The sequence below is a fragment of the Achromobacter sp. 1012554356 genome (assembly GCF_059760815.1).
Genome location: NZ_JCBANC010000011.1, coordinates 1 through 20,125, shown reverse-complemented (window position 1 = coordinate 20,125; position 20,125 = coordinate 1). Strand labels below are relative to the sequence as shown.

Below are 20,125 nucleotides of genomic sequence, written 5' to 3'. Positions count from 1 at the left end.
AATTTCTCCTTAGGCCACGTAGCACAGCACTTCGCCGCCGACGCCGTTGGCGCGAGCCTTACGGTCGGTCATGACGCCGCGCGAGGTCGAAACGATAGCCACGCCCAGGCCATTCATGACCTGAGGAATGCTGGTACGGCCCTTGTAGATACGCAGACCGGGGCGCGAGACGCGTTCGATGCGCTCGATGACCGGACGGCCAGCGTAGTACTTCAGGGTGATCTCGAGCTCAGGCTTGGCCTGGGTGCCCTTGATTTCAAAGCTGTCGATGTAGCCTTCGTCTTTCAGCACAGCGGCAATGGCCGCCTTCAGCTTCGAGGAGGGCATGCTCACCGTAACTTTGTCCACTTGCTGCGCATTGCGAATGCGGGTCAGCATATCGGCGATGGGATCGCTCATGCTCATATTGTTTCTCCTACCAGCTGGCCTTGGTGATGCCGGGGATTTCACCCTTCATCGCCATTTCACGCAGTTTGTGGCGCGTCAGACCGAACTTGCGGAACACGCCGCGAGGACGACCGGTGACCACGCAACGGTTGCGTTGACGCGTCGGGTTGGCATTGCGCGGCAGCTGTTGCAGCTTGAGCCGAGCTTGGTAACGTTCTTCGTCGGTCTTCGACTGATCGTCGACGATCGCCTTCAACTCAGCGCGCTTGGCAGCGAACTTGTCAGCCAGCTTGGCGCGCTTGATGTCGCGATTGATGAGGGAAAGTTTAGCCACGTCATCAGCCCCTTAGTTACGGAACGGGAAGCTGAAGGCCGTCAACAGCGCCTTGGCTTCTTCGTCGGTCTTCGCGGAGGTGGTGATGCTGATGTTCAGCCCACGCAGCGCGTCGATCTTGTCGTACTCGATTTCGGGGAAAATGATTTGCTCTTTCACCCCGATGTTGTAGTTGCCACGGCCGTCGAACGCACGACCCGAGATACCGCGGAAGTCGCGCACGCGAGGCAGCGCAACCGCCACCAGGCGATCCAGGAATTCGTACATGCGTTGACCACGCAGCGTGACCATGCAACCAATCGGGTAGTTTTCGCGGATCTTGAAACCGGCGATTGCCTTCTTGGTCTTCGTCACGACGGGCTTCTGGCCGGCGATCTTGGTCAGATCCGACACAGCGTGCTCGATGACTTTCTTGTCGGAGACCGCTTCCGAGACACCCATGTTCAGGGTGATCTTGGTGATGCGCGGCACTTCCATGACGCTCTTGTAGCCAAACTTGGCCTGCAGGTCGCCAGCGACCTTGCTCTTGTAGAAATCTTGCAAACGAGACATGTCTATCGCCCCTTACGCCTTGGCGCCGACAACGGCACCATTGGAACGGAACACGCGGACCTTGCGACCTTCGACTTCTTGAACGCCCACGCGGTCGCCACGACCGGTTGCGGGGTTGAAGAGCGCCACATTCGAGATGTGGATCGGCATGGTCTTTTCGACAATCCCGCCCGGGTTGTTAGCCATCGGGTTGGCTTTGACGTGCTTCTTGGCAACATTGACGCCTTCGACCAGAACATGGTCGGCATCAACGCGAGCCAGCACGGTGCCGCGACGCTTCTTGTCGCGGCCGGTCAGGACGATGACTTCGTCGCCTTTACGAATGTTGTTCATCGTAGGGCTCCTTACAGCACTTCCGGGGCCAGCGACACGATCTTCATGAACTTCTCGGTACGCAGTTCACGCGTAACGGGTCCGAAGATGCGGGTGCCGATAGGCTCCAGCTTGGCGTTGAGCAACACGGCGGCATTGCCACCGAAACGAATCAGCGAACCGTCTTTACGGCGCACGCCCTTGGCGGTACGAACCACCACGGCATTGTAAATTTCGCCTTTCTTGACGCGTCCGCGCGGAGCCGCATCTTTGACGCTCACCTTGATGATGTCGCCGATACCGGCATAACGGCGCTTGGAGCCACCGAGCACCTTAATGCACATGACATGACGCGCACCAGTGTTATCGGCCACGTCCAGCGTGGTCTGCATTTGGATCATGATTTTTCCTGTTCCAACTTAACTGGAAATACGGTTTTCCCAACAAGGGAACACTGCAATTCCTGCCAGTTTTGGTCCCGTCAGGTCAGCCGCCCTGCTTTTTTGTCGGCAAGTCCGTACTATCTGGACCAGCAACTGGTGGCAACGCAACGACCCTGGGTTGAAATCCTGCGGGTATTCCCCCCGACGCGCTCACCTAACCTTCGGCTAAGTGAATCGACAATCTGGGAAAGCTGATAATTCTAACGTGGTTAATTTTTGAGCGCAAGCACTTTGTTGGGATTGCGCACAAAAGACCACGCCCCCTGTCAAGGGGGCCGGTTTGGCGGGCCATCCGCCCCTGTTTCTGGCGGTAGTAGCCCTTCGCCCATGCGTCACGATTTGCCTTGCCGCGACGGATTTCGTCCGTGGACGGCGCAGCCATGAGCACCAAGCGATCGTGCATTCTACAGGAACTCGGCAAGGGAGCCCGACATCGGCGCAAAGTACGGTTCTCAGGCCGTCAGCGTGCGGAAGCCTCAGCAGGCCAATGGCTCCAAGCTCACGGCAAGGATTGGCTCCTTAGGCGCGGGGCGAGCTGGTTTAGACTGCCGTGGGCAGCGACAGGCGCTGCCACCACCTAGCTATCCCTTCCTATTTCGCAAGGAACGACAGGCATGTATGAACAGTTGGCGCTGTATATCGACGGCGAATTCGTCGCCGGCGAGGGCAGGCGCACCCAGGACGTCATCAACCCGGCCACGCTCGAGGTGCTGGGCCAGCTGCCTCACGCCACGCAAGCCGATCTGGACCGCGCGCTTGCCGCTGCCCAGCGCGCCTTCGAATCGTGGAAGAAGTCTTCGCCCATGGACCGCTCTGCGATCCTGCGCAAGGTCGCCACGCTGTCGCGCGAGCGCGCCAAGGAGATCGGCCGCAACATGACGCTGGACCAGGGCAAGCCGCTGGCCGAAGCCGTGGGCGAAGTCACTTCCTGCGCCGAACATGCCGACTGGCACGCCGAGGAATGCCGACGCATCTACGGCCGGGTCATCCAGCCGCGCAATCCCGACGTCCGCCAGATCGTGGTGCGCGAACCCATCGGCGTCTGCGCCGCCTTCACGCCCTGGAACTTCCCGTACAACCAGGCCATCCGCAAGATCGCCGCCGCCATCGGCGCCGGCTGCACGGTCGTGCTCAAGGGACCCGAGGACTCGCCCAGCGCGGTCATGGCCATTGCGCGCATGTTCCACGATGCCGGCCTGCCCAAGGGCTGCCTGAACATCGTCTGGGGCGAACCCGCCACCATCTCCGACTACCTGATCCGTTCGCCGATCGTGCGCAAGGTGTCGTTCACCGGCTCCGTCCCGGTGGGCAAGCAGCTCGCGGCACTGGCAGGCGCGCACATGAAGCGCGTCACCATGGAACTGGGCGGCCACTCGCCCGTCCTCGTGTTCGACGACGCGGACATCGATCGCGCGGCCGAGATGCTGGCCAAGTTCAAGGTGCGCAATGCCGGCCAGGTCTGCGTGTCGCCCACCCGCTTCTATGTGCAGGACGGCGCGTACGAGCAGTTCCTGGCGCGGTTCTCGGAAGTGCTCAAGAACATCAAGGTCGGCGACGGCCTGGAAGCCGGCACCGAGATGGGACCGCTGGCGCATGAACGCCGCGTGCCCGCGATGAGCGCTTTCATCGACGACGCCAAGAAGCACGGCGCCAAGGTGGTGGTGGGCGGCGGTCCGCTGGACCGCAAGGGCTTTTTCTTTGCGCCGACCGTCGTCACGGAACTGCCCGACAGCGCCATGCTGATGACCGAAGAGCCGTTCGGTCCCGTGGCGCCCGTGGTCCGCTTCAAGGACACCGATGAAGTGCTGCGCCGCGCCAACAGCCTGCCCTTCGGCCTGTCGTCGTACGTGTTCACCAACTCGCTGAAGACCGCGACCAAGGTGTCCAACGGCCTGGAGGCCGGCATGGTCAACATCAACCACTTCGGCAGCGCGCTGGCCGAGACGCCCTTCGGCGGCATCAAGGACAGCGGCATCGGCAGCGAAGGCGGCACGGAAACGTTCGAGGGCTACCTGGTCACGAAGTTCATCACGCACGTCTGATCCCGCGGCCATCGCAACGCAAAGCCCCGCACCTGGCGTGCGGGGTTTTTTTTGCCCGTTGAGTGACGCGGACCGGTTCGGGATTCATGACGCTGTCATGCGGGTCAGTGAGCATTGGGCCCGCTTACAACTAGCTGACCCAAAAAAAGCTGACCCGCGGCTGCCACCTCGACATGGCCAATGCCCATGCGCGACCGCCGCCGCACCCGAACCTTTCAGGATCCCAACGCCCGATGACGCTTCGCCCTTCCCGCTCCGTCCGCGCCGCAGCCTCCCTGCTGCTCGTTGCCCTGCTCGCCGCTTGCGGCGGCGACAAGGACGATGAAACGCCGCCGCCTGTTGCCGAGACGCCGCCCCCGGCGGAAACGCCCGCACAGCCGCCCGCCCCCGTGCAGGTCGCGTTCATGCCCGACATCCATTTCCATGACGTTTACGCGGACTTCAAGGACGGCTCGTTCCCCGGCATTCCGAACCCGAAGGCCGGCGACAACGCGACCATCCGCACGATGTACGCGCAGCTGACGTCCACGCGCCTCTTCAACGAAAACTACTTCGCCTTCCTGGCCGCGCTGGACGACGCCGTCAAGCGCGGCGTGAAGTACATCGCGCTGCCGGGCGACTTCTCGGATGACGGCCAGCCCGTGCACATGCGCGGCCTGGTCAAGATCATGGACGACTATTCGAAGAAGCACGGCATCCAGTTCTTTGCCGCGCCGGGCAACCATGACCCCAACCGCCCCTTCAACCAGCCCGCGGGCAAGGGCGATTATCTGGGCCTGGATCCCGTAACGGGCGCGATCGGCTTTTCGCAGCCGATCTACAGCCGCGGCGCCAACGTGTGCAACACCGCCTACGGTGGCGATTGGACGCGCATTGGCAACACGTATTGCACCGAGGAAGTGCTGCACATGGGCTACTCGGGCATCACGACCGCGCTCGAGCAGCATGGCTTCATGCCGCAGCCGCAGAACGTGTATTACGAAACCCCGTACAGCACCTATAAGTACGAAGATTACGATTACGCCACGGCGGTCTCGCAAGCCAACTGGATCAACCGCCAGTACGAAATCTGCGCCGAAGGCACCGGCGGCCCGAACAAGCCGCAGAACTACACGCTGTGCAAGATGGTGCCCGACACGTCGTATGTGGTCGAGCCCGTCGAGGGCGTGTGGCTGGTGGGCCTGGACGCCAACGTCTACGTGCCGACGGGTCCAGGCGTTAACGACTTCACCGGCTCGGGCGATCAGGGCTACAACAAGATGCTGACCCACAAGGCGCACGTCATCACGTGGCTGACCGACGTGGTGGCGCGCGGCAAGGCGCAAGGCAAGCAAGTCATCGCCTTCAGCCACTTCCCGATGTCCGAATTCTTCAATGGCGCCTCCGACGACATCGAGGCGCTGCTCGGCGCCAACAAGATGCAGATGATTCGCCGCCCCGCCGAGAACACCACCCGCGCGCTAGCCGAGACCGGTTTGAAGGTGCACGTGGGCGGCCACATGCACTTCAACGACATGGCGCTGCGCAACTACGGCGGCGACCACGCGCTCTTCAACATCCAGGCGCCTTCCATGGCCGCCTATGTGCCCGCGTACAAACTCATGACGCTGCAAAGCGCGGACGAGATCGAAGTGCAGACCATCCGGCTCGACCAGGTGCCGCGCTTTGATGAACTGTTCGACCTGTACCGCGCCGAAAACGCCTACGACGTGCCGCCGCGCTGGAACGTGTCCATCCTGGACGCCAAGGACTACGGCGACTTCACCTACCGCTACATGAGCGAACTGGTGCGCCTGCGTCTGCTGAACGACGACTGGCGCTGCGAGATGCGCGAACTGGTCAAGAGCCCGTTGACGGGCGCCGACCTGCTGGCGTTGTCGCAATTGCAGACGACGGTCACGCTCAAGGAACTGGCGAACACTGGCAACCAGAACAACCTGACGCCCGCGTTCTTTGCGTGCCTGTTTGACGGCGGCGGCAGCGGCGCGAGCAACCCGGCCTATGCCGCGGATGCCGCCAACGCGCAGACGCGCGCGCAAGCCCTGGCGCAGGCCAACGGCATGCAGCTGGCGGACTTCGCGCAATGGACGGCGCTGGAGATGGCAGGCGATTTCGTGCGCCTGGCCAATGCGGGCGACCTGGCATTCGCCGACATCCCCGCGCAGCGCGCCAGCCAGTACAAACTGCTGGCCCAGGCTTTGGCCCAGACCAACGCCGCCGTGCAAATGAACGGCAACAGCGTCAGCAACGCCACGACGCCGGCAGACCTGTTCAAGGCGCGCTTCAAGCCGCTGATGGCGATCATGCTTAAGCTGGCCAACGGCGCGCCGTCCGAGCACATCCGCCTGGACCTGACGACCAACAGCATCGTCAACCTGTCCAACCAGCCTTCCCCGTTCTAGGCCGGTTTCGCGCGCCCTGAAAGGCCAACGGCCCGCTGATCAAGCGGGCCGTATTCGTTGGCAGCGTTGCCCGCCGCGCGGGATCAGTACGCGCTCACCCCTGCGCGGCACGGCCGCCTGCGCGCAGGTCGCGCGGCGTCACGCCGAAGCGCTGCTTGAACAGCCGGCTGAAATGCGAAGGATGAGAGAAACCCACCTGGTACGCCAGTTCGGCGATGCCGCGATGACGGTGCCGCGCGTCCAGCAGCAGTTCGCGGCACCGGTCCAGCCGCTGCTCGAAGATGAACGACTCCGCCGACAGTCCGCCCGCGCGCAGGATGCGGTGCAGATAGGCGACCGACACGCCGCAGCCCTGCGCCACCCGTGCGGGCGACAGATCCGGGTCCGCGAGATGCTGGCGGATGTAAGCCAGCACGCGCGTACGGTGCGCCACCGTGACGCTGCTGTCCGCCTCCGAGACCTGTCCCTGTCCCGGCTGCACCAGGAAGAGCACGATGAGGTCGATCAGGCGTTCGCCCAGTTCGGCCGCCTCGGTATCGGTCCAGCCGTCCATGCCTTTGAACAGGTGATCCATGTAGCCAGCCAGCAGCGCGCCGCGCGGCGACCCGTCGTCCGTGCGCAGCTTATAGAAGGCGCCGATCCGTGAATCCCGCTGCGACAGCGCGCTGCGCGGAAACGAGACGCTCAGGCTGCGGTAGCCCGACGCGCCATTCGCGGTTGCCTGATACGGCAGGCTCTGGTTCATCAGGTACACGCAACCCGGTTCCACCTGGAATTCGCGGCCCGCTTGACGCACCGCCAGCGGACCGGCCAGCGGCAGGCCAAAGGTGTAGAACTCCTGGTCCAGCCGTGAGACGTTGCCCGGGGTGCGTTCCAGCCGTTGGCCCTGGTAATGCAGGTCGTTGAACTGCAGGCTGGCGCGGCGCGCGTAGCGCACGTGCCCCGCGAAATGACCGGGTTTGCCGCCATGCACCTCGAACGGCCCGAAGGCATCGGCCAGCGCGGCGCGCCACGCATCGCGCCGTTCGGCGCCGGCGCTGGCCGAAATGGCGAATTCCGTATCTGCCATGGCACGGTCTCCTGGGGGGGCTGCGCAAATTGATCTTGCGTCTACATATTGTTGACTCACCCTGTTTCGGGGTGGACGGCGCATTGTGGGCGCGCTTGCCGCAAGTCTATATTCAGCCCGATAAGCACACAACCTGGACAAACCGGGAGGAGACGCATGGACGAGTCAGAGGCGGCAGCCGCGCGCCATACGCCGGCGTCGCGCTATCTGCGCTGCGCGGGGCGCGAGTTGCACTACACGGAATGGGGCGCTGCTGACGCGCCGCCCATCATCATGTGGCACGGCCTGGCCCGCACCGGCCGCGACTTCGACGAACTGGCGCGGGCCCTGGCCGGCGGCTACCGCGTGATTTGTCCCGACGCGATCGGGCGCGGCCTGTCGCAATGGAGCCCTGATCCGGCCGCCGAGTACCGGCTCGATTTCTACGCCACGCTGGCGCGCGCGCTGGTGGACGCCTTGTCGCTGGCGCGCGTGCGCTGGGTGGGAACGTCCATGGGTGGCGCGACCGGCATGCACGCCGCTGCGACCACGTTGCGCGATCGCATTTCGCATCTGGTCATCAATGACATCGGACCGGAGCTGCCGCAGCCCGCCATCGAGCGCATCCTGGCCTATGCGGGCAACCCGCCGGCCTTCGACACGGTGACGGAGCTGGAAGCGTGGCTGCGGGCCGCCTACAAGCCCTACGGCTGGCAAAGCGACGAACAATGGCGCCGGATGACGGAAACGTCGGTGCGCCGGCTGCCCGACGGCCGCGTCACCGCCCACTACGATCCGGCCATCGTCGGGCAGTTCAGCCATCATCCTAGCGATTACGACCGGTGGGAAGGGTACGACACGCTACGCATGCCGACCCTGCTCTTGCGCGGCGCCGAATCGGACCTGCTGCTGCCGGAGGTTGCCCACGCCATGACGCAGCGCGGTCCGCGCGCGCAGCGCATCGACTTTCCCGATTGCGGGCACGCCCCCGCGCTGAACGTGCCCGCCCAGATCGAACCCATCCGTCAATTTCTTGCCAGGCCGGACAACACGGCCGCACGCGACCAATGACACCAGGAGACTTCCATGAAACGCATTCTGCTCGCCGCCATGGCCAGCCTGTGCATGAGTTCCGCACTCGCGGCAAAGGACTTCGTTGTCGCCCACGTCTATGACAAGACCGGCCCGCTGGAAGCCTATGCCAAGCAGACCCAGAACGGCTTGATGCTGGGGCTGGAATACGCCACGCAGGGCACCATGACGGTGGCCGGGCGCAAGATCCGCGTCATCGAGAAGGACAACCAGGGCAAGCCCGACGTCGCCCGCGCGCAGCTCGCGTCCGCCTATGCCGACGACAACGCCGACATCGCCGTGGGCCCCACGTCGTCAGGCGTGGCGCTTGCCATGCTGCCGATCGCGGAGGAATACGAAAAGATCCTGCTGGTGGAACCGGCGGTGGCGGACTCCATTACCGGCGAGAAGTGGAACAAGTACATCTTCCGCACCGGCCGCAACTCCTCGCAGGACGCCATCGCCAACGCCGTGGCCTTCGACCAGGAAGGCACGTCGATTGCCATGCTGGCGCAGGACTATGCTTTTGGCCGCGACGGCGTAAAAGCCTTCAAGGGCGCGCTCAAGAACGCCAAGATCGTGCACGAGGAATACCTGCCCGCCAACGCGACCGACTTTACGGCCGGCGCGCAGCGGCTGTTCGATGCGCTGAAGGACAAGCCTGGCCGCAAGATCATCTTCATCCTGTGGGCCGGCGCCGGCAATCCGTTCAAGATCGCCGATCTGGATCCCAAGCGCTACGGCATCGAGATCGCCACAGGCGGCAACACGCTGACCGCCATGACGCCGCTCAAATCCCTGGCGGGCATGGAAGGCGCCACGTATTACTACTACGGCATCCCCAAGAACCCCGTCAACGACTGGCTCGTCGCCGAGCATCAGAAGCGCTTCGGCCAGCCGCCCGATTTCTTCACGGCGGGCGGCATGGCGTCGGGCATTGCGATCGTCGCGGCCTTGAACAAGACCGGCGGCGATTCGGACACCGACAAGCTCATCAAGGCGTTGGAGGGCATGAGCTTCGACACGCCCAAAGGCAAGATGACCTTCCGGCCCGAGGATCACCAGGCCATGCAGTCCATGTACCACTTCCGGATCAAGAACGATCCATCGGTGCCGTGGGCGGTCCAGGACCTGGTCAAGGAAATCACGCCAGACCAGATGGCCGTGCCCATCCAGAACAAGCGCTGATGTCCGCCGCTCATGCTTGAGACTCAATCGCTCACCGTACGCTTTGGCGGTCATGTGGCGGTCAACGATGTCAGTTGCGCCTACACGCCCGGCACCTTGACCGCCATCGTCGGCCCGAACGGCGCCGGCAAGACCACGTACTTCAATCTGATCTCGGGCCAGCTTCGCGTCAGCGCCGGAACGGTCAGATTGAATGGACGCGACCTGACCAAGTTGCCGGCGCCCGCCCGCATGCACGCGGGACTGGGGCGCGCGTTCCAGCTCACGCAGCTTTTCCCGCGGCTGAGCGTTCATGAGAACGTGCGGCTTGCCCTGCAGTCGCGGCAGCAGGGCATGGGGTGGCGCCACATCCGGTTCTGGCGCACGTGGCGCGACGACCGCGGCCTCATGGACCGCGCCGACGCGCTGCTCGCGCGCACGCGGCTGGCGGCGCGCCGTGACGACCCAGCCGCCGACCTGCCGCATGGCGACCAGCGCAAGCTGGAGATCGCCATGCTCATCGCGCTGGAACCCTCGGTATTCATGTTCGACGAACCTACTGCCGGCATGAGCGTGGACGACGTGCCCATCGTGCTGGACCTCATCCGCGAATTGAAGGCCGACACTTCCAAGACCATCCTGCTCGTCGAGCACAAGATGGATGTCGTGCGCGAATTGGCCGACCGCATCGTCGTGCTGCACAACGGCAGGCTGATGGCGGATGGCGATCCGGCCACCGTGATCGCCTCGCCCATCGTGCAGCAAGCCTACCTGGGCATCAGCGCGCCGGAGGCGGCATGACGGCGCAACCGCTCCTGGAACTGAAGGACGTGCACACGCACATCGGCGCGTATCACATCCTGCACGGCGTGACGCTGTCGGTGCCCGCATCGGCGGTCACCATGCTGCTCGGACGCAACGGCGCGGGCAAGACGACGACGCTGCGCACCATCATGGGATTGTGGCGCGCATCGCAGGGCCAGGTCTGTCTGGACGGCAAGCCGATCGGCGGACCCGGCACGCGCACGTCGCCGCCCGACATGGCGCGCATGGGCATGGCCTACGTGCCCGAGAACATGGGCATCTTCGGTGACCTGTCCGTCAAGGAGAACATTCTTCTCGCGGCACGACTTGCCAGAAATGCCGCGCAACTGGATACCGCGCGGCTGGAGTGGATCTTCGGATTCTTTCCCGCGCTGAAGAAGTTCTGGCTGCATCCCGCCGGCAAGCTGTCGGGCGGACAGAAGCAGATGCTGGCCATGGCGCGCGCGATCATCGAGCCCCGGCGTCTGCTGCTCGTCGACGAGCCGAGCAAGGGCCTGGCGCCGGCCATCATCCAGAACATGATCGACGCGTTCATTGAACTCAAGCAGTCCAGCACCACCATCCTGCTGGTGGAACAGAATTTCAACTTCGCCCGCCGCGTTGGCGACTTCGCGGCGATCATGGACAACGGCCAGGTGGTGCACGCAGGCGCCATGGCCGATTTGGCCGCGGACGAGGCGTTGCAGACGCGCCTGTTGGGCCTGTCACTGGGAAGCCATCAATGAGCACGCTGGACATCGAAGCGCCGCTGCCGCGCGCACGCGCCGATCTGCTGCCTTTGCTGCTGGTGCTGGCGCTGGCGGTCATCGCGCTACCCCTGGTCGGGTCGTTCTCCACCTGGGTGACGCTGACGTTCGCCGGGCTGGCGATGGGCATGATCATCTTCATCGTCGCCTCGGGCATGACGCTCGTCTTCGGCCTGATGGACGTGCTGAATTTCGGGCACGGCCTGTTCATTGCCATCGGCGCGTACATGGCGGCCACCGTGCTGGGTTCCATGGCGGACTGGACGCAGTCCGGCAGCCTGTGGAGCAATCTGATCGCGGTGCTGCCGGCCATGATCGTGGGCATGCTGGTGGCGGGCGCCGTGGGTCTGGCGTTTGAGCGCGTGATCGTGCGGCCGGTCTATGGACAGCATCTGAAGCAGATCCTCATCACCATGGGCGGCATGATCATCGGCGAAGAGATCATCAAGATGATGTGGGGGCCGCAAGCGATCACGCTGCCATTGCCCGAATCCCTGCGCGGCGCATTCCTGCTGGGCGATGCCGCCATCGAGAAGTATCGCGTCGTGGCGCTGGTGGTGGGCCTGATCGTGCTGGGCGGGATGCTGTGGGTGCTGAACCGCACCAAGCTCGGCCTCCTGATCCGCGCGGGCGTCGAGGACCGCGAAATGGTCGAAAGCCTGGGCTACCGGATCCGCCATCTCTTTGTCGGGGTGTTCGTGGCCGGGTCCATGCTGGCCGGATTGGGCGGTGTGCTGTGGGGGATGTACCAGCAATCAATCGTGCCGCAGCTTGGCGCGCAGGTGAACGTGCTGATCTTCATCGTCATCATGATCGGCGGCCTGGGCTCCACGGTGGGCTGCCTGATCGGCGCGCTGCTGGTCGGACTGATGGCCAACTACACCGGCTTCCTGATGCCCAAGGCCGCCCTCTTTTCAAACATCGCGCTGATGGTTGCCATTCTGTTGTGGCGCCCGCAAGGCGTGTATCCCGTCATGAACCGCTAGGAGCCGTCGACATGCCGTTTCGCCTGCTTTCCGGCGACCCTCCGCGCAGCGCGATCCTGGCGCTGCTGCTCATGGCAATCGTGGCCGCGCTGGCCGCGGCGCCTTTCCTGTTTCCCGGCCCCAAGGCGCTGGCCGTCGCGGCGAAGATCCTCGTCTTCATCGTGCTGGTTGCCAGCTACGACCTGCTGCTGGGATACACCGGCATCGTCAGCTTTGCGCACACCATGTTCTTCGGTATCGGCGCATACGGCGTGGCGATCGCCAGCATTCGCATGGAACCCGGGTGGACGGCGGTGTTGGCCGGGACGGCGGCCGGGCTGGCCGTGTCACTCGCCTTCGCCTTGCTGATCGGCCTGGCCAGCCTGCGCGTGCGCGCGATCTTCTACGCGATGATCACGCTGGCGGTGGCCGCGGCGTTTCAGACGTTAGTGTCGCAATTGTCGGAACTGACGGGCGGCGAGGACGGACTGAACTTCAAGGTCCCGCAGATATTGAGGCCCGCGTTTCGCCCGTTGTCGGAACCCGTGTTTGGCGTGACGGTGGACGGGCGGATCATCACCTATTACCTGATCGCGGCGGTCTGCGTGGTGCTTTTCCTGATGTTGCTGCGCATCGTGAATTCGCCATTCGGCCGAGTGCTGCAGGCCATCCGAGAAAACCCCTTCCGCGCCGAAGCGATCGGCTATCGCACCGTGCTGTACCGCAGCCTCTCGAATCTGCTTGCTGCGGCCTTCGCGACGCTGGCCGGCGCGATGTACGCGCTTTGGCTGCGCTACAACGGCCCGGACACGACCTTGTCGTTCGAGATCATGCTCAACATCCTGCTGATGGTCGTGATCGGCGGGATGGGCACCATGTACGGTGCGGTGGTCGGCGCGAGCCTGTTCGTGTTCGCGCAGAGCTATCTGCAGGACGGCCTGCATGCCGTGCATGAAGTCGTGGCGGGAATCCCCCCGCTGGCCCTGCTGTTCGAACCGGACCGCTGGCTGCTCTGGCTTGGAATTCTGTTCGTGCTGTCGGTGTATTACTTTCCGACCGGGGTAGCCGGACGGCTGCGGGAGTTTGCAAAACGCGCATAGGCGCGTCCGGGACGGCAACGCCTTCGGGCATCTGATGCCCGCCAGAAGCACTTGGCTACCGTCCGCCCTGTCTGAGCGTATCGGCCCCGCGCCGCAATTCATCGACCCGCCGCTGCATGTCATTCACGCTGCGCTGCGTCTGATTGCTGCCCCGATTCAATTGAGATCCCGATGGCGTAGGCATCAAGGGCGGCATGGTCATCTGACCGCCGGAGCTCAGCGGAATCATGGCGGGCGGGTGGGGGTCCGCGTTTGGCGGCGGCGCGTTCAGCACGCGTTCCAGCACCTTCAGTTGGTCGCGCTGTGCCTGCAGTGCGCGTTCCTGGTCCAGCAGGCCCTGTTCGTCTTCGTCATCGGTGCCGAAAATGGCGGCATGATCGCGGGACCTTCCGTCCAATTGAACCCGCGGATCCGGCCCGGCGTTCAGCAGTTGCTTGCCGAGCGTCGTGGCGTCCATCGGAGGTGGCGTGGAAGTCGGTGCCGCGGCCGACTGCGCACCCGTTGACGCCGCAGGCCGCCCCCCCGTCGTGGTGCCTGGCGGCATCGCGGCGGGAAATATTCCGGGAATCGCGCCCTCGATCGCACCGGGCGTGGCGTCCGCGGCGCCGGCGGTCGACGCCACGGGCGCGGCTCGCTCCTGCGCGAACGCGGCGCCAGCGGCTATTGCCATCCCGTACGTGAAGCCGGCAATTCGAACTGATTTGCTGAAGCTGAACATCCTTCCCTTCAGAATTCCCAGATGCGAGACATAAAAAAACGGCAAGGGTTTTGGCCCTTGCCGTTTTATATCAGAACGGCGAACCGTTCCGAGGTGCAGCTTTCACTTAGATGATACGTGCGGCTTCAACCAGACGCACCACACGCCACGACTTCGAGCGCGAGATGGGACGGCCTTCAGCGATTTCAACCGTATCGCCTTCGTTGTACTGGTTCGATTCATCGTGCGCCTTGTACTTCGCGGAGCGCATGATGATCTTGCCAAAGATGGGGTGCTTGACGCGGCGCTCAACCAGAACGACGACAGTCTTGTCCATCTTGTTGCTGACGACCTTGCCAACCAGCGTACGCTGGCGCTTGGCCACTTGGGTGTTTTGAGTTTCGCTCATCTTTATTTCCCTGCCTTCTCGGTCAGCAAGGTGCGGACGCGAGCGATGTCGCGGCGCACGTTGCGCAGCTGGCTGGTGTTGGCCAGTTGCTGCGTGGCTTTCTGCATGCGCAGACCGAATTGGGCCTTCAGCAGGCTTTCGAGCTCTTTGCCGAGCTCGGCGGCGTCTTTCGAACGGAGTTCGCTAGCTTTCATGTTAGTACTCCTTAAGCACCGATATGACGCGCGACGAACGTGGTCGAAATCGGCAGCTTGGCAGCGGCCAGGCGGAAAGCTTCACGCGCGAGCTCTTCGCTAACCCCTTCCATTTCGTAGAGCACCTTGCCGGGCTGGATTTCAGCAACCCAGTACTCCGGGTTGCCCTTACCGTTACCCATACGGACTTCGGCAGGCTTCTGCGAGATGGGCTTATCCGGGAAAATGCGAATCCAGATACGGCCGCCACGCTTGATGTGACGATTGATAGCGCGACGAGCAGCTTCGATCTGACGGGCGGTCAGACGGCCACGGCCGGTAGCCTTCAGGCCGAACTCGCCGAACGACACGTGGGTGCCACGAGTCGCCAGACCGGTGTTGCGGCCCTTCTGCTCTTTGCGATACTTTCTGCGGGAGGGTTGCAGCATGGTTATTCTCCTTCAGGCGCCGGAGCAGCATCCGCCTTGCGGGGAGCGCGGCCACGACCACCCGGACGACCGGTGCGAGCACCGTCCGGACGATCGCCACGCGGAGCGCGGCGCGGACGACGTTCTTCTTCACGCGGGGCTGCGGTTTCCGGCGGCAATTCGCCGTTGGCCAGCATGTCGCCCTTGTAGACCCAGACCTTGATGCCAATCACACCGTAAGTGGTGTGGGCTTCGGAGGTGCCGTAGTCGATGTTGGCCTTGAGGGTGTGCAGCGGCACACGGCCTTCGCGATACCACTCGGTGCGAGCAATTTCGATACCGTTCAGACGGCCCGAGCTCATGATCTTGATGCCTTGGGCACCCAGACGCATCGCGTTCTGCATCGCGCGCTTCATGGCGCGGCGGAACATGATGCGCTTCTCGAGCTGTTGCGAGATCGAGTCGGCGATCAGTTGAGCATCGGTTTCCGGCTTGCGGATTTCTTCGATGTTGACGTGCACGGGCACGCCCATCAGACGCTGCAGATCAGCCTTCAGGCTTTCGATGTCTTCGCCGCGCTTGCCGATCACCACGCCCGGACGAGCCGAGTAGACGGTGATGCGGGCATTCTTGGCGGGACGCTCGATGATCACGCGACCAACGGAGGCGCTCTTGAGCTTCTTCTTCAGGTACTCGCGAACGCGAATGTCTTCGGCCAGCATCGTGCCGAAGGCCTTGTCGTCGGCGAACCAACGCGAGGACCAATTACGGGTGACCGCGAGACGGAACCCAGTGGGGTGAATTTTCTGACCCATCGTGACTCCTTAAGCTCCGACCTTGACCGTGATGTGGCAGGTCTGCTTCTCGATACGGTTGCCGCGGCCCTTGGCGCGAGCGGAGAAGCGCTTCATCGACTGAGCCTTGTCCACAAAAATCGTGGTGACTTTCAGTTCGTCGATGTCGGCGCCGTCGTTGTGCTCGGCGTTGGCGATGGCGGACTCGACAGCCTTCTTCAGGATGACGGCAGCCTTCTTCGGCGAGAAGGTGAGGATTTCCAGCGCACGGCCGACCTTCTGACCACGGATCAAGTCCGCAACCAAACGGGTCTTCTGAGCGGAGATGTGAACCCCACGGATAATGGCAGTAGTTTCCATCGCTTACCTCTTCGCCTTCTTGTCCGCGGCGTGACCCTTGAACGTACGGGTCAGCGCGAACTCGCCCAGCTTGTGACCGACCATGTTCTCGTTGATGTAAACGGGAACATGCTGCTTGCCGTTGTGCACAGCGATCGTCAGACCGATGAACTCGGGCAGGATCGTGGAACGACGCGACCAGGTCTTGATCGGCTTCTTGTCTTTGCCCGCAACGGCCGTGTCCACCTTTTTGATCAGGTGAGCATCGACAAACGGGCCTTTCTTGATCGAACGTGACATAGTGTTCGCCTCTTACTTGCGCTTGCGCCGTTGGACGATCATATTGTTCGTCCGCTTGTTGCGACGGGTCTTGAAACCCTTCGACGGAGTGCCCCACGGGCTGACCGGCTCGCGTGCTTCACCGGTACGGCCTTCGCCGCCACCGTGCGGGTGATCCACCGGGTTCATGGCAACGCCACGAACGGTCGGGCGGACACCGCGCCAACGCATTGCACCGGCCTTGCCAATTTGGCGCAGGCTGTGTTCTTCGTTACCGACTTCACCGATGGTGGCGCGGCATTCGATGTGCACACGGCGGACTTCACCCGAGCGCAGACGCACCTGAGCGTAGATGCCTTCGCGAGCCAGCAGGACGGCGGAAGCGCCGGCCGAGCGGACCATCTGGGCACCCTTGCCGGGGAGCATTTCGACGCAGTGGATCGTCGTACCGACCGGGATATTGCGGATCGGCAGCGTGTTGCCAGCGCGGATCGGAGCATCGGTGCCGGACACGACGGTCGCACCGACTTCCAGGCCACGGGGAGCGATGATGTAACGACGTTCGCCGTCGGCGTAGCACAGCAGAGCGATGTGCGCCGTACGGTTGGGGTCATATTCCAGACGCTCGACCTTTGCCGGGATGCCGTCCTTATCGCGACGGAAGTCGACGATACGGTAGTGCTGCTTGTGACCACCGCCACGATGACGGATCGTGATGTGACCGTTGTTGTTACGGCCAGAACCACGGGTCTTCTTTTCCAGCAGCGGCGCGTAGGGCTCACCCTTGTGCAGGTTCGGGCTGACAACCTTCACCATGCCACGGCGGCCAGCCGAAGTCGGCTTAACTTTTACGAGGGCCATTTACTTCACCTCCGCAAAGTCGATTTCCTGGCCGTCCTTGAGCGAGACGTAAGCCTTGCGCTCATTACGGCGACGGCCAACGAATCGGCCAAAGCGCTTGACTTTGCCCTTACGGTTGAGGACCTGCACGGACTCGACCTGCACCTTGAAGAGCAGTTCGACGGCAGCCTTGATTTCCGGCTTGGTAGCGTCAGCCACGACACGGAAAGCGACTTGCTGATTCTTCTCAGCGACGAACGTGGCCTTTTCGGTCACGATCGGAGCCAGAATGACTTGCATCAAGCGTTCAGCGTTCATCCCAGCATCTCCTCGAGTTGAGCGATGGCCGGCTTGGTGATCAGCACTTTCTTGTAGTGGACCAGCGACAACGGATCGGCATAACGGGGCTCGACAACGGCAACGTGCGGCAGGTTGCGGGTGGCGAGGTAAACATTTTCATCAACGCTGTCGGTGATGATCAGGACCGAGTCCAGGCCCAGGCTCTTCAGCTTTGCAGCGGCAGCCTTGGTCTTGGGCGATTCCAGATCAAACGATTCAACAACGGCGATGCGGTCTTCGCGAGCGAGCTGCGACAGGATCGAACGGATCCCGGCGCGGTACATCTTCTTGTTGACCTTCTGGCTGAAGTTCTCTTCGGGCGAGTTCGGGAAAGTCCGACCACCGCCACGCCACAGCGGCGACGAAGTCATACCGGCGCGAGCGCGGCCGGTACCCTTTTGACGCCAGGGCTTCTTGGTGGAGTGCTTGACTTCCGTACGGTCCTTCTGAGCACGATTGCCGGAACGCGCGTTGGCTTGGAAAGCCACGACGATCTGGTGAATCAGCGCTTCGTTGAAGTCACGGCCGAAGATCGTGTCGGGCGCGCTGAACGTAGCAGCGGCCTGACCTTGGTCGTTCAGGAGCTTGAGATCCATTTACTTACGCTCCCTTCTTGGCCGGGGCCTTGATGGCCGGGCGCACAACGATGTCGGCGCCAGCGTGGCCGGGGACAGCGCCCTTGACCAGCAGCAGGCCGCGCTCAACGTCAACGCGAACGACGTCGAGGTTTTGAACGGTGCGGGTGACGTCACCCAGGTGACCAGCCATGCGCTTACCCGGGAAAATACGACCCGGATCTTGTGCCTGACCAATCGAGCCGGGAACGCGGTGCGAACGGGAGTTACCGTGCGACGCGCGCTGCGAACCGAAGTTGTGACGCTTGATGGTACCGGCGAAGCCTTTACCAATGGTCGTGCCCGTGACGTCGACCTGTTGGCCGGCTTCGAACACGGATTCCACGGCGATCACGGAACCGGCCGCAAATTCAGCGGCGCGAGCGGGATCAAGGCGGAATTCTTTGAGGATGCTACCGGCTTCAGCGCCGGCTTTGGCGTAGTGGCCCGTTTGCGGCTGAGCCACACGCGAGGCACGACGAGTGCCATAAGCCACCTGGATAGCGGCGTAGCCGTCGGTTTCCAGCGACTTAACTTGGGTCACGCGGTTGTTGGACACGTCCAGCACGGTCACCGGGATGGATTCACCTTCCTCGGTAAAAATGCGGGTCATGCCGACCTTGCGACCCACCAGCCCCAGCCGGTGAGCGGCGGGCGTGGGTGTCGAATTCGACATCGTTTTCTCCATTCCCGACTGCGATTGGTCGGGGCTAATCAGGCAAAAGGTAACGGCCTTTGCCCTACGACTATGTTCAACCTGGACTAGGCACAGCGCCCTCAAACATCAAGGTGGCTTTCGCTTTGTCCATAGTTAGACTTGCCACAAAATGGCAAGCTTCGCATATTAGCATGTTTTTTCTAAGCGGCACAAGCACTTAGCGGATCTGGCGCGTGTGGCGGCGGGCATTTTTGCCACGGATTGCGCACGCCTGGATGCGGGGGGCCATGCAGCGCTGGCCGCGCGGGTAGTGAGCGCATGCTCACATGCCGGAGATTCAAAACAAAATGGCCGCAATCCCGAGGGAATGCGGCCATTCTTTACGAACCTGCCGGCGAAGGTAGCAGGCTCGGAGCGTCTTACTGCAGCGCGATTTCGACGTCGACGCCGGCCGGCAGGTCCAGACGCATCAGGGCGTCAACGGTCTTGTCGGTGGGATCAACGATGTCCATCAGGCGCTGATGGGTACGGATTTCGAACTGGTCACGCGACGTCTTGTTGACGTGCGGCGAACGCAGAACGTCGTAGCGACGGATACGCGTGGGCAGCGGCACCGGACCGCGGACGACAGCGCCAGTGCGCTTGGCGGTGTCGACGATTTCGGCGGCCGATTGATCGATCAGCTTGTAATCGAAGGCTTTCAAGCGGATGCGGATCTTTTGGTTTTTCATGGCGTTTCCTAAAGAACGAGACGCGAGGGCGGGATCACGCCCTCGCTGGTTGGGTGCTGCTTAATAGATCCGAATTACTTCAGGATCTTGGCGACGACGCCGGCGCCGACGGTACGACCGCCTTCACGGATGGCGAAACGCAGACCTTCTTCCATGGCGATCGGGGCCAACAGCTTGACCGTCATGGCCACGTTGTCGCCCGGCAGAACCATTTCCTTGTCGGCCGGCAGTTCGATCGTGCCCGTCACGTCCGTCGTGCGGAAGTAGAACTGGGGACGATAGCCTTGGAAGAACGGGGTGTGACGACCGCCTTCTTCCTTGGACAGAATGTAGACCTCGGACGTGAAGTCCGTGTGCGGGGTGATCGAGCCCGGCTTGGCCAGAACTTGGCCGCGCTGGACGTCTTCACGCTTGGTGCCGCGCAGCAGGA

General features: G+C 63.0%; 27 protein-coding genes. 8 read left to right on the top strand and 19 right to left on the bottom strand.

Annotated elements, in window-relative coordinates; genetic code table 11:
• Positions 1 to 9: 9 nt before the first annotated feature.
• The 5 genes from rpsH to rplN are packed head-to-tail and all read right to left on the bottom strand — an operon-like array spanning position 10 to position 1,986.
• Positions 10 to 405 carry a 30S ribosomal protein S8 gene (gene rpsH, locus AC6LJW_RS07370; RefSeq protein ID WP_006216525.1) on the bottom strand — a complete coding sequence of 132 codons (396 nt, stop codon included), beginning with the start codon at positions 403 to 405 and terminating at the stop codon, positions 10 to 12.
• A 10-nt stretch (positions 406 to 415) separates the two neighbouring features.
• A complete protein-coding gene (rpsN, locus tag AC6LJW_RS07365; protein ID WP_056571033.1) occupies positions 416 to 721 on the bottom strand; it encodes a 30S ribosomal protein S14 in 306 nt (101 codons plus the stop codon).
• Positions 722 to 733: 12 nt separating this feature from the next.
• A complete protein-coding gene (gene rplE, locus AC6LJW_RS07360) occupies positions 734 to 1,273 on the bottom strand; it encodes a 50S ribosomal protein L5 (RefSeq protein ID WP_006216529.1) in 540 nt (179 codons plus the stop codon).
• Between the two features lie 12 nt (positions 1,274 to 1,285).
• Positions 1,286 to 1,606, bottom strand: coding sequence for a 50S ribosomal protein L24 (gene rplX, locus AC6LJW_RS07355; RefSeq protein WP_056571030.1), 321 nt, complete (start codon positions 1,604 to 1,606; stop codon positions 1,286 to 1,288).
• Positions 1,607 to 1,617: 11 nt separating this feature from the next.
• Positions 1,618 to 1,986, bottom strand: coding sequence for a 50S ribosomal protein L14 (gene rplN / locus AC6LJW_RS07350; RefSeq protein WP_006216531.1), 369 nt, complete (start codon positions 1,984 to 1,986; stop codon positions 1,618 to 1,620).
• A gap of 656 nt (positions 1,987 to 2,642) precedes the next feature.
• On the opposite strand from rplN, the gene AC6LJW_RS07345 reads away from it, so the two are divergent.
• Both AC6LJW_RS07345 and AC6LJW_RS07340 read left to right on the top strand, forming a co-directional pair.
• The gene (locus tag AC6LJW_RS07345) at positions 2,643 to 4,070 is read left to right on the top strand and encodes an NAD-dependent succinate-semialdehyde dehydrogenase (RefSeq protein ID WP_056571028.1); all 1,428 of its coding nucleotides are present in this window, start codon (positions 2,643 to 2,645) and stop codon (positions 4,068 to 4,070) included.
• 233 nt (positions 4,071 to 4,303) lie between these two features.
• Positions 4,304 to 6,472, top strand: coding sequence for a metallophosphoesterase (locus AC6LJW_RS07340; protein WP_498086887.1), 2,169 nt, complete (start codon positions 4,304 to 4,306; stop codon positions 6,470 to 6,472).
• Positions 6,473 to 6,566: 94 nt separating this feature from the next.
• Here AC6LJW_RS07340 and AC6LJW_RS07335 read toward each other — a convergent pair whose 3' ends face one another.
• Positions 6,567 to 7,541: an AraC-like ligand-binding domain-containing protein gene (locus AC6LJW_RS07335; RefSeq protein ID WP_498086886.1), complete on the bottom strand. Its 975-nt coding sequence runs from the start codon at positions 7,539 to 7,541 to the stop codon at positions 6,567 to 6,569.
• Positions 7,542 to 7,697: 156 nt separating this feature from the next.
• Between AC6LJW_RS07335 and AC6LJW_RS07330 the strand changes: the two genes are divergently transcribed.
• Genes AC6LJW_RS07330 through AC6LJW_RS07305 form a run of 6 tightly spaced genes read left to right on the top strand, consistent with a single transcriptional unit; the run spans position 7,698 to position 13,394 of the window.
• Entirely contained in the window at positions 7,698 to 8,591 is an 894-nt protein-coding gene (locus tag AC6LJW_RS07330) for an alpha/beta fold hydrolase (protein WP_498086885.1), read from the top strand.
• 15 nt (positions 8,592 to 8,606) lie between these two features.
• Positions 8,607 to 9,779 carry a substrate-binding domain-containing protein gene (locus AC6LJW_RS07325; RefSeq protein WP_498086884.1) on the top strand — a complete coding sequence of 391 codons (1,173 nt, stop codon included), beginning with the start codon at positions 8,607 to 8,609 and terminating at the stop codon, positions 9,777 to 9,779.
• A gap of 12 nt (positions 9,780 to 9,791) precedes the next feature.
• Entirely contained in the window at positions 9,792 to 10,559 is a 768-nt protein-coding gene (locus AC6LJW_RS07320) for an ABC transporter ATP-binding protein (protein ID WP_498086883.1), read from the top strand.
• Positions 10,556 to 11,308 (top strand): ABC transporter ATP-binding protein, encoded by a 753-nt coding sequence (locus tag AC6LJW_RS07315; RefSeq protein WP_427987076.1) that lies wholly within the window; start codon positions 10,556 to 10,558, stop codon positions 11,306 to 11,308. Before AC6LJW_RS07320 ends, AC6LJW_RS07315 begins: the two co-directional genes overlap by 4 nt.
• Positions 11,305 to 12,315, top strand: coding sequence for a branched-chain amino acid ABC transporter permease (locus AC6LJW_RS07310; RefSeq protein ID WP_498086882.1), 1,011 nt, complete (start codon positions 11,305 to 11,307; stop codon positions 12,313 to 12,315). Before AC6LJW_RS07315 ends, AC6LJW_RS07310 begins: the two co-directional genes overlap by 4 nt.
• Before the next feature lie 11 nt (positions 12,316 to 12,326).
• The gene (locus AC6LJW_RS07305; RefSeq protein ID WP_498086881.1) at positions 12,327 to 13,394 is read left to right on the top strand and encodes a branched-chain amino acid ABC transporter permease; all 1,068 of its coding nucleotides are present in this window, start codon (positions 12,327 to 12,329) and stop codon (positions 13,392 to 13,394) included.
• A 55-nt stretch (positions 13,395 to 13,449) separates the two neighbouring features.
• On the opposite strand, the gene AC6LJW_RS07300 is transcribed toward AC6LJW_RS07305, so the two are convergent.
• From AC6LJW_RS07300 to AC6LJW_RS07240, 13 genes are all read right to left on the bottom strand, one after another.
• The gene (locus tag AC6LJW_RS07300) at positions 13,450 to 14,064 is read right to left on the bottom strand and encodes a hypothetical protein (protein ID WP_498086880.1); all 615 of its coding nucleotides are present in this window, start codon (positions 14,062 to 14,064) and stop codon (positions 13,450 to 13,452) included.
• A 154-nt stretch (positions 14,065 to 14,218) separates the two neighbouring features.
• Positions 14,219 to 14,500: a 30S ribosomal protein S17 gene (gene rpsQ / locus AC6LJW_RS07295; RefSeq protein WP_006216549.1), complete on the bottom strand. Its 282-nt coding sequence runs from the start codon at positions 14,498 to 14,500 to the stop codon at positions 14,219 to 14,221.
• A gap of 2 nt (positions 14,501 to 14,502) precedes the next feature.
• Positions 14,503 to 14,694: a 50S ribosomal protein L29 gene (gene rpmC / locus AC6LJW_RS07290; protein WP_003806912.1), complete on the bottom strand. Its 192-nt coding sequence runs from the start codon at positions 14,692 to 14,694 to the stop codon at positions 14,503 to 14,505.
• Positions 14,695 to 14,705: 11 nt separating this feature from the next.
• Positions 14,706 to 15,122, bottom strand: coding sequence for a 50S ribosomal protein L16 (gene rplP, locus AC6LJW_RS07285; protein ID WP_006389610.1), 417 nt, complete (start codon positions 15,120 to 15,122; stop codon positions 14,706 to 14,708).
• Between the two features lie 2 nt (positions 15,123 to 15,124).
• Complete coding sequence (rpsC, locus tag AC6LJW_RS07280; RefSeq protein WP_056571007.1) at positions 15,125 to 15,916, bottom strand: 30S ribosomal protein S3; 792 nt, start codon at positions 15,914 to 15,916, stop codon at positions 15,125 to 15,127.
• Between the two features lie 9 nt (positions 15,917 to 15,925).
• Entirely contained in the window at positions 15,926 to 16,255 is a 330-nt protein-coding gene (gene rplV, locus AC6LJW_RS07275) for a 50S ribosomal protein L22 (protein WP_006227021.1), read from the bottom strand.
• Between the two features lie 3 nt (positions 16,256 to 16,258).
• Positions 16,259 to 16,534, bottom strand: a complete 276-nt coding sequence (rpsS, locus tag AC6LJW_RS07270; RefSeq protein ID WP_006216555.1) for a 30S ribosomal protein S19 — start codon at positions 16,532 to 16,534, stop codon at positions 16,259 to 16,261.
• A 12-nt stretch (positions 16,535 to 16,546) separates the two neighbouring features.
• Positions 16,547 to 17,374, bottom strand: a complete 828-nt coding sequence (rplB, locus tag AC6LJW_RS07265; RefSeq protein ID WP_056571006.1) for a 50S ribosomal protein L2 — start codon at positions 17,372 to 17,374, stop codon at positions 16,547 to 16,549.
• Positions 17,375 to 17,671, bottom strand: coding sequence for a 50S ribosomal protein L23 (rplW, locus tag AC6LJW_RS07260; RefSeq protein ID WP_006216557.1), 297 nt, complete (start codon positions 17,669 to 17,671; stop codon positions 17,375 to 17,377).
• Positions 17,668 to 18,288, bottom strand: coding sequence for a 50S ribosomal protein L4 (gene rplD, locus AC6LJW_RS07255; RefSeq protein WP_008168948.1), 621 nt, complete (start codon positions 18,286 to 18,288; stop codon positions 17,668 to 17,670). Before rplD ends, rplW begins: the two co-directional genes overlap by 4 nt.
• Before the next feature lie 4 nt (positions 18,289 to 18,292).
• Entirely contained in the window at positions 18,293 to 18,982 is a 690-nt protein-coding gene (gene rplC / locus AC6LJW_RS07250) for a 50S ribosomal protein L3 (RefSeq protein ID WP_008168945.1), read from the bottom strand.
• Between the two features lie 401 nt (positions 18,983 to 19,383).
• Entirely contained in the window at positions 19,384 to 19,695 is a 312-nt protein-coding gene (gene rpsJ, locus AC6LJW_RS07245; RefSeq protein WP_003806903.1) for a 30S ribosomal protein S10, read from the bottom strand.
• Between the two features lie 74 nt (positions 19,696 to 19,769).
• A partial coding sequence (locus tag AC6LJW_RS07240) for an EF-Tu C-terminal domain-related protein (RefSeq protein ID WP_498086879.1) occupies positions 19,770 to 20,125 on the bottom strand: 356 nt, incomplete at its 5' end.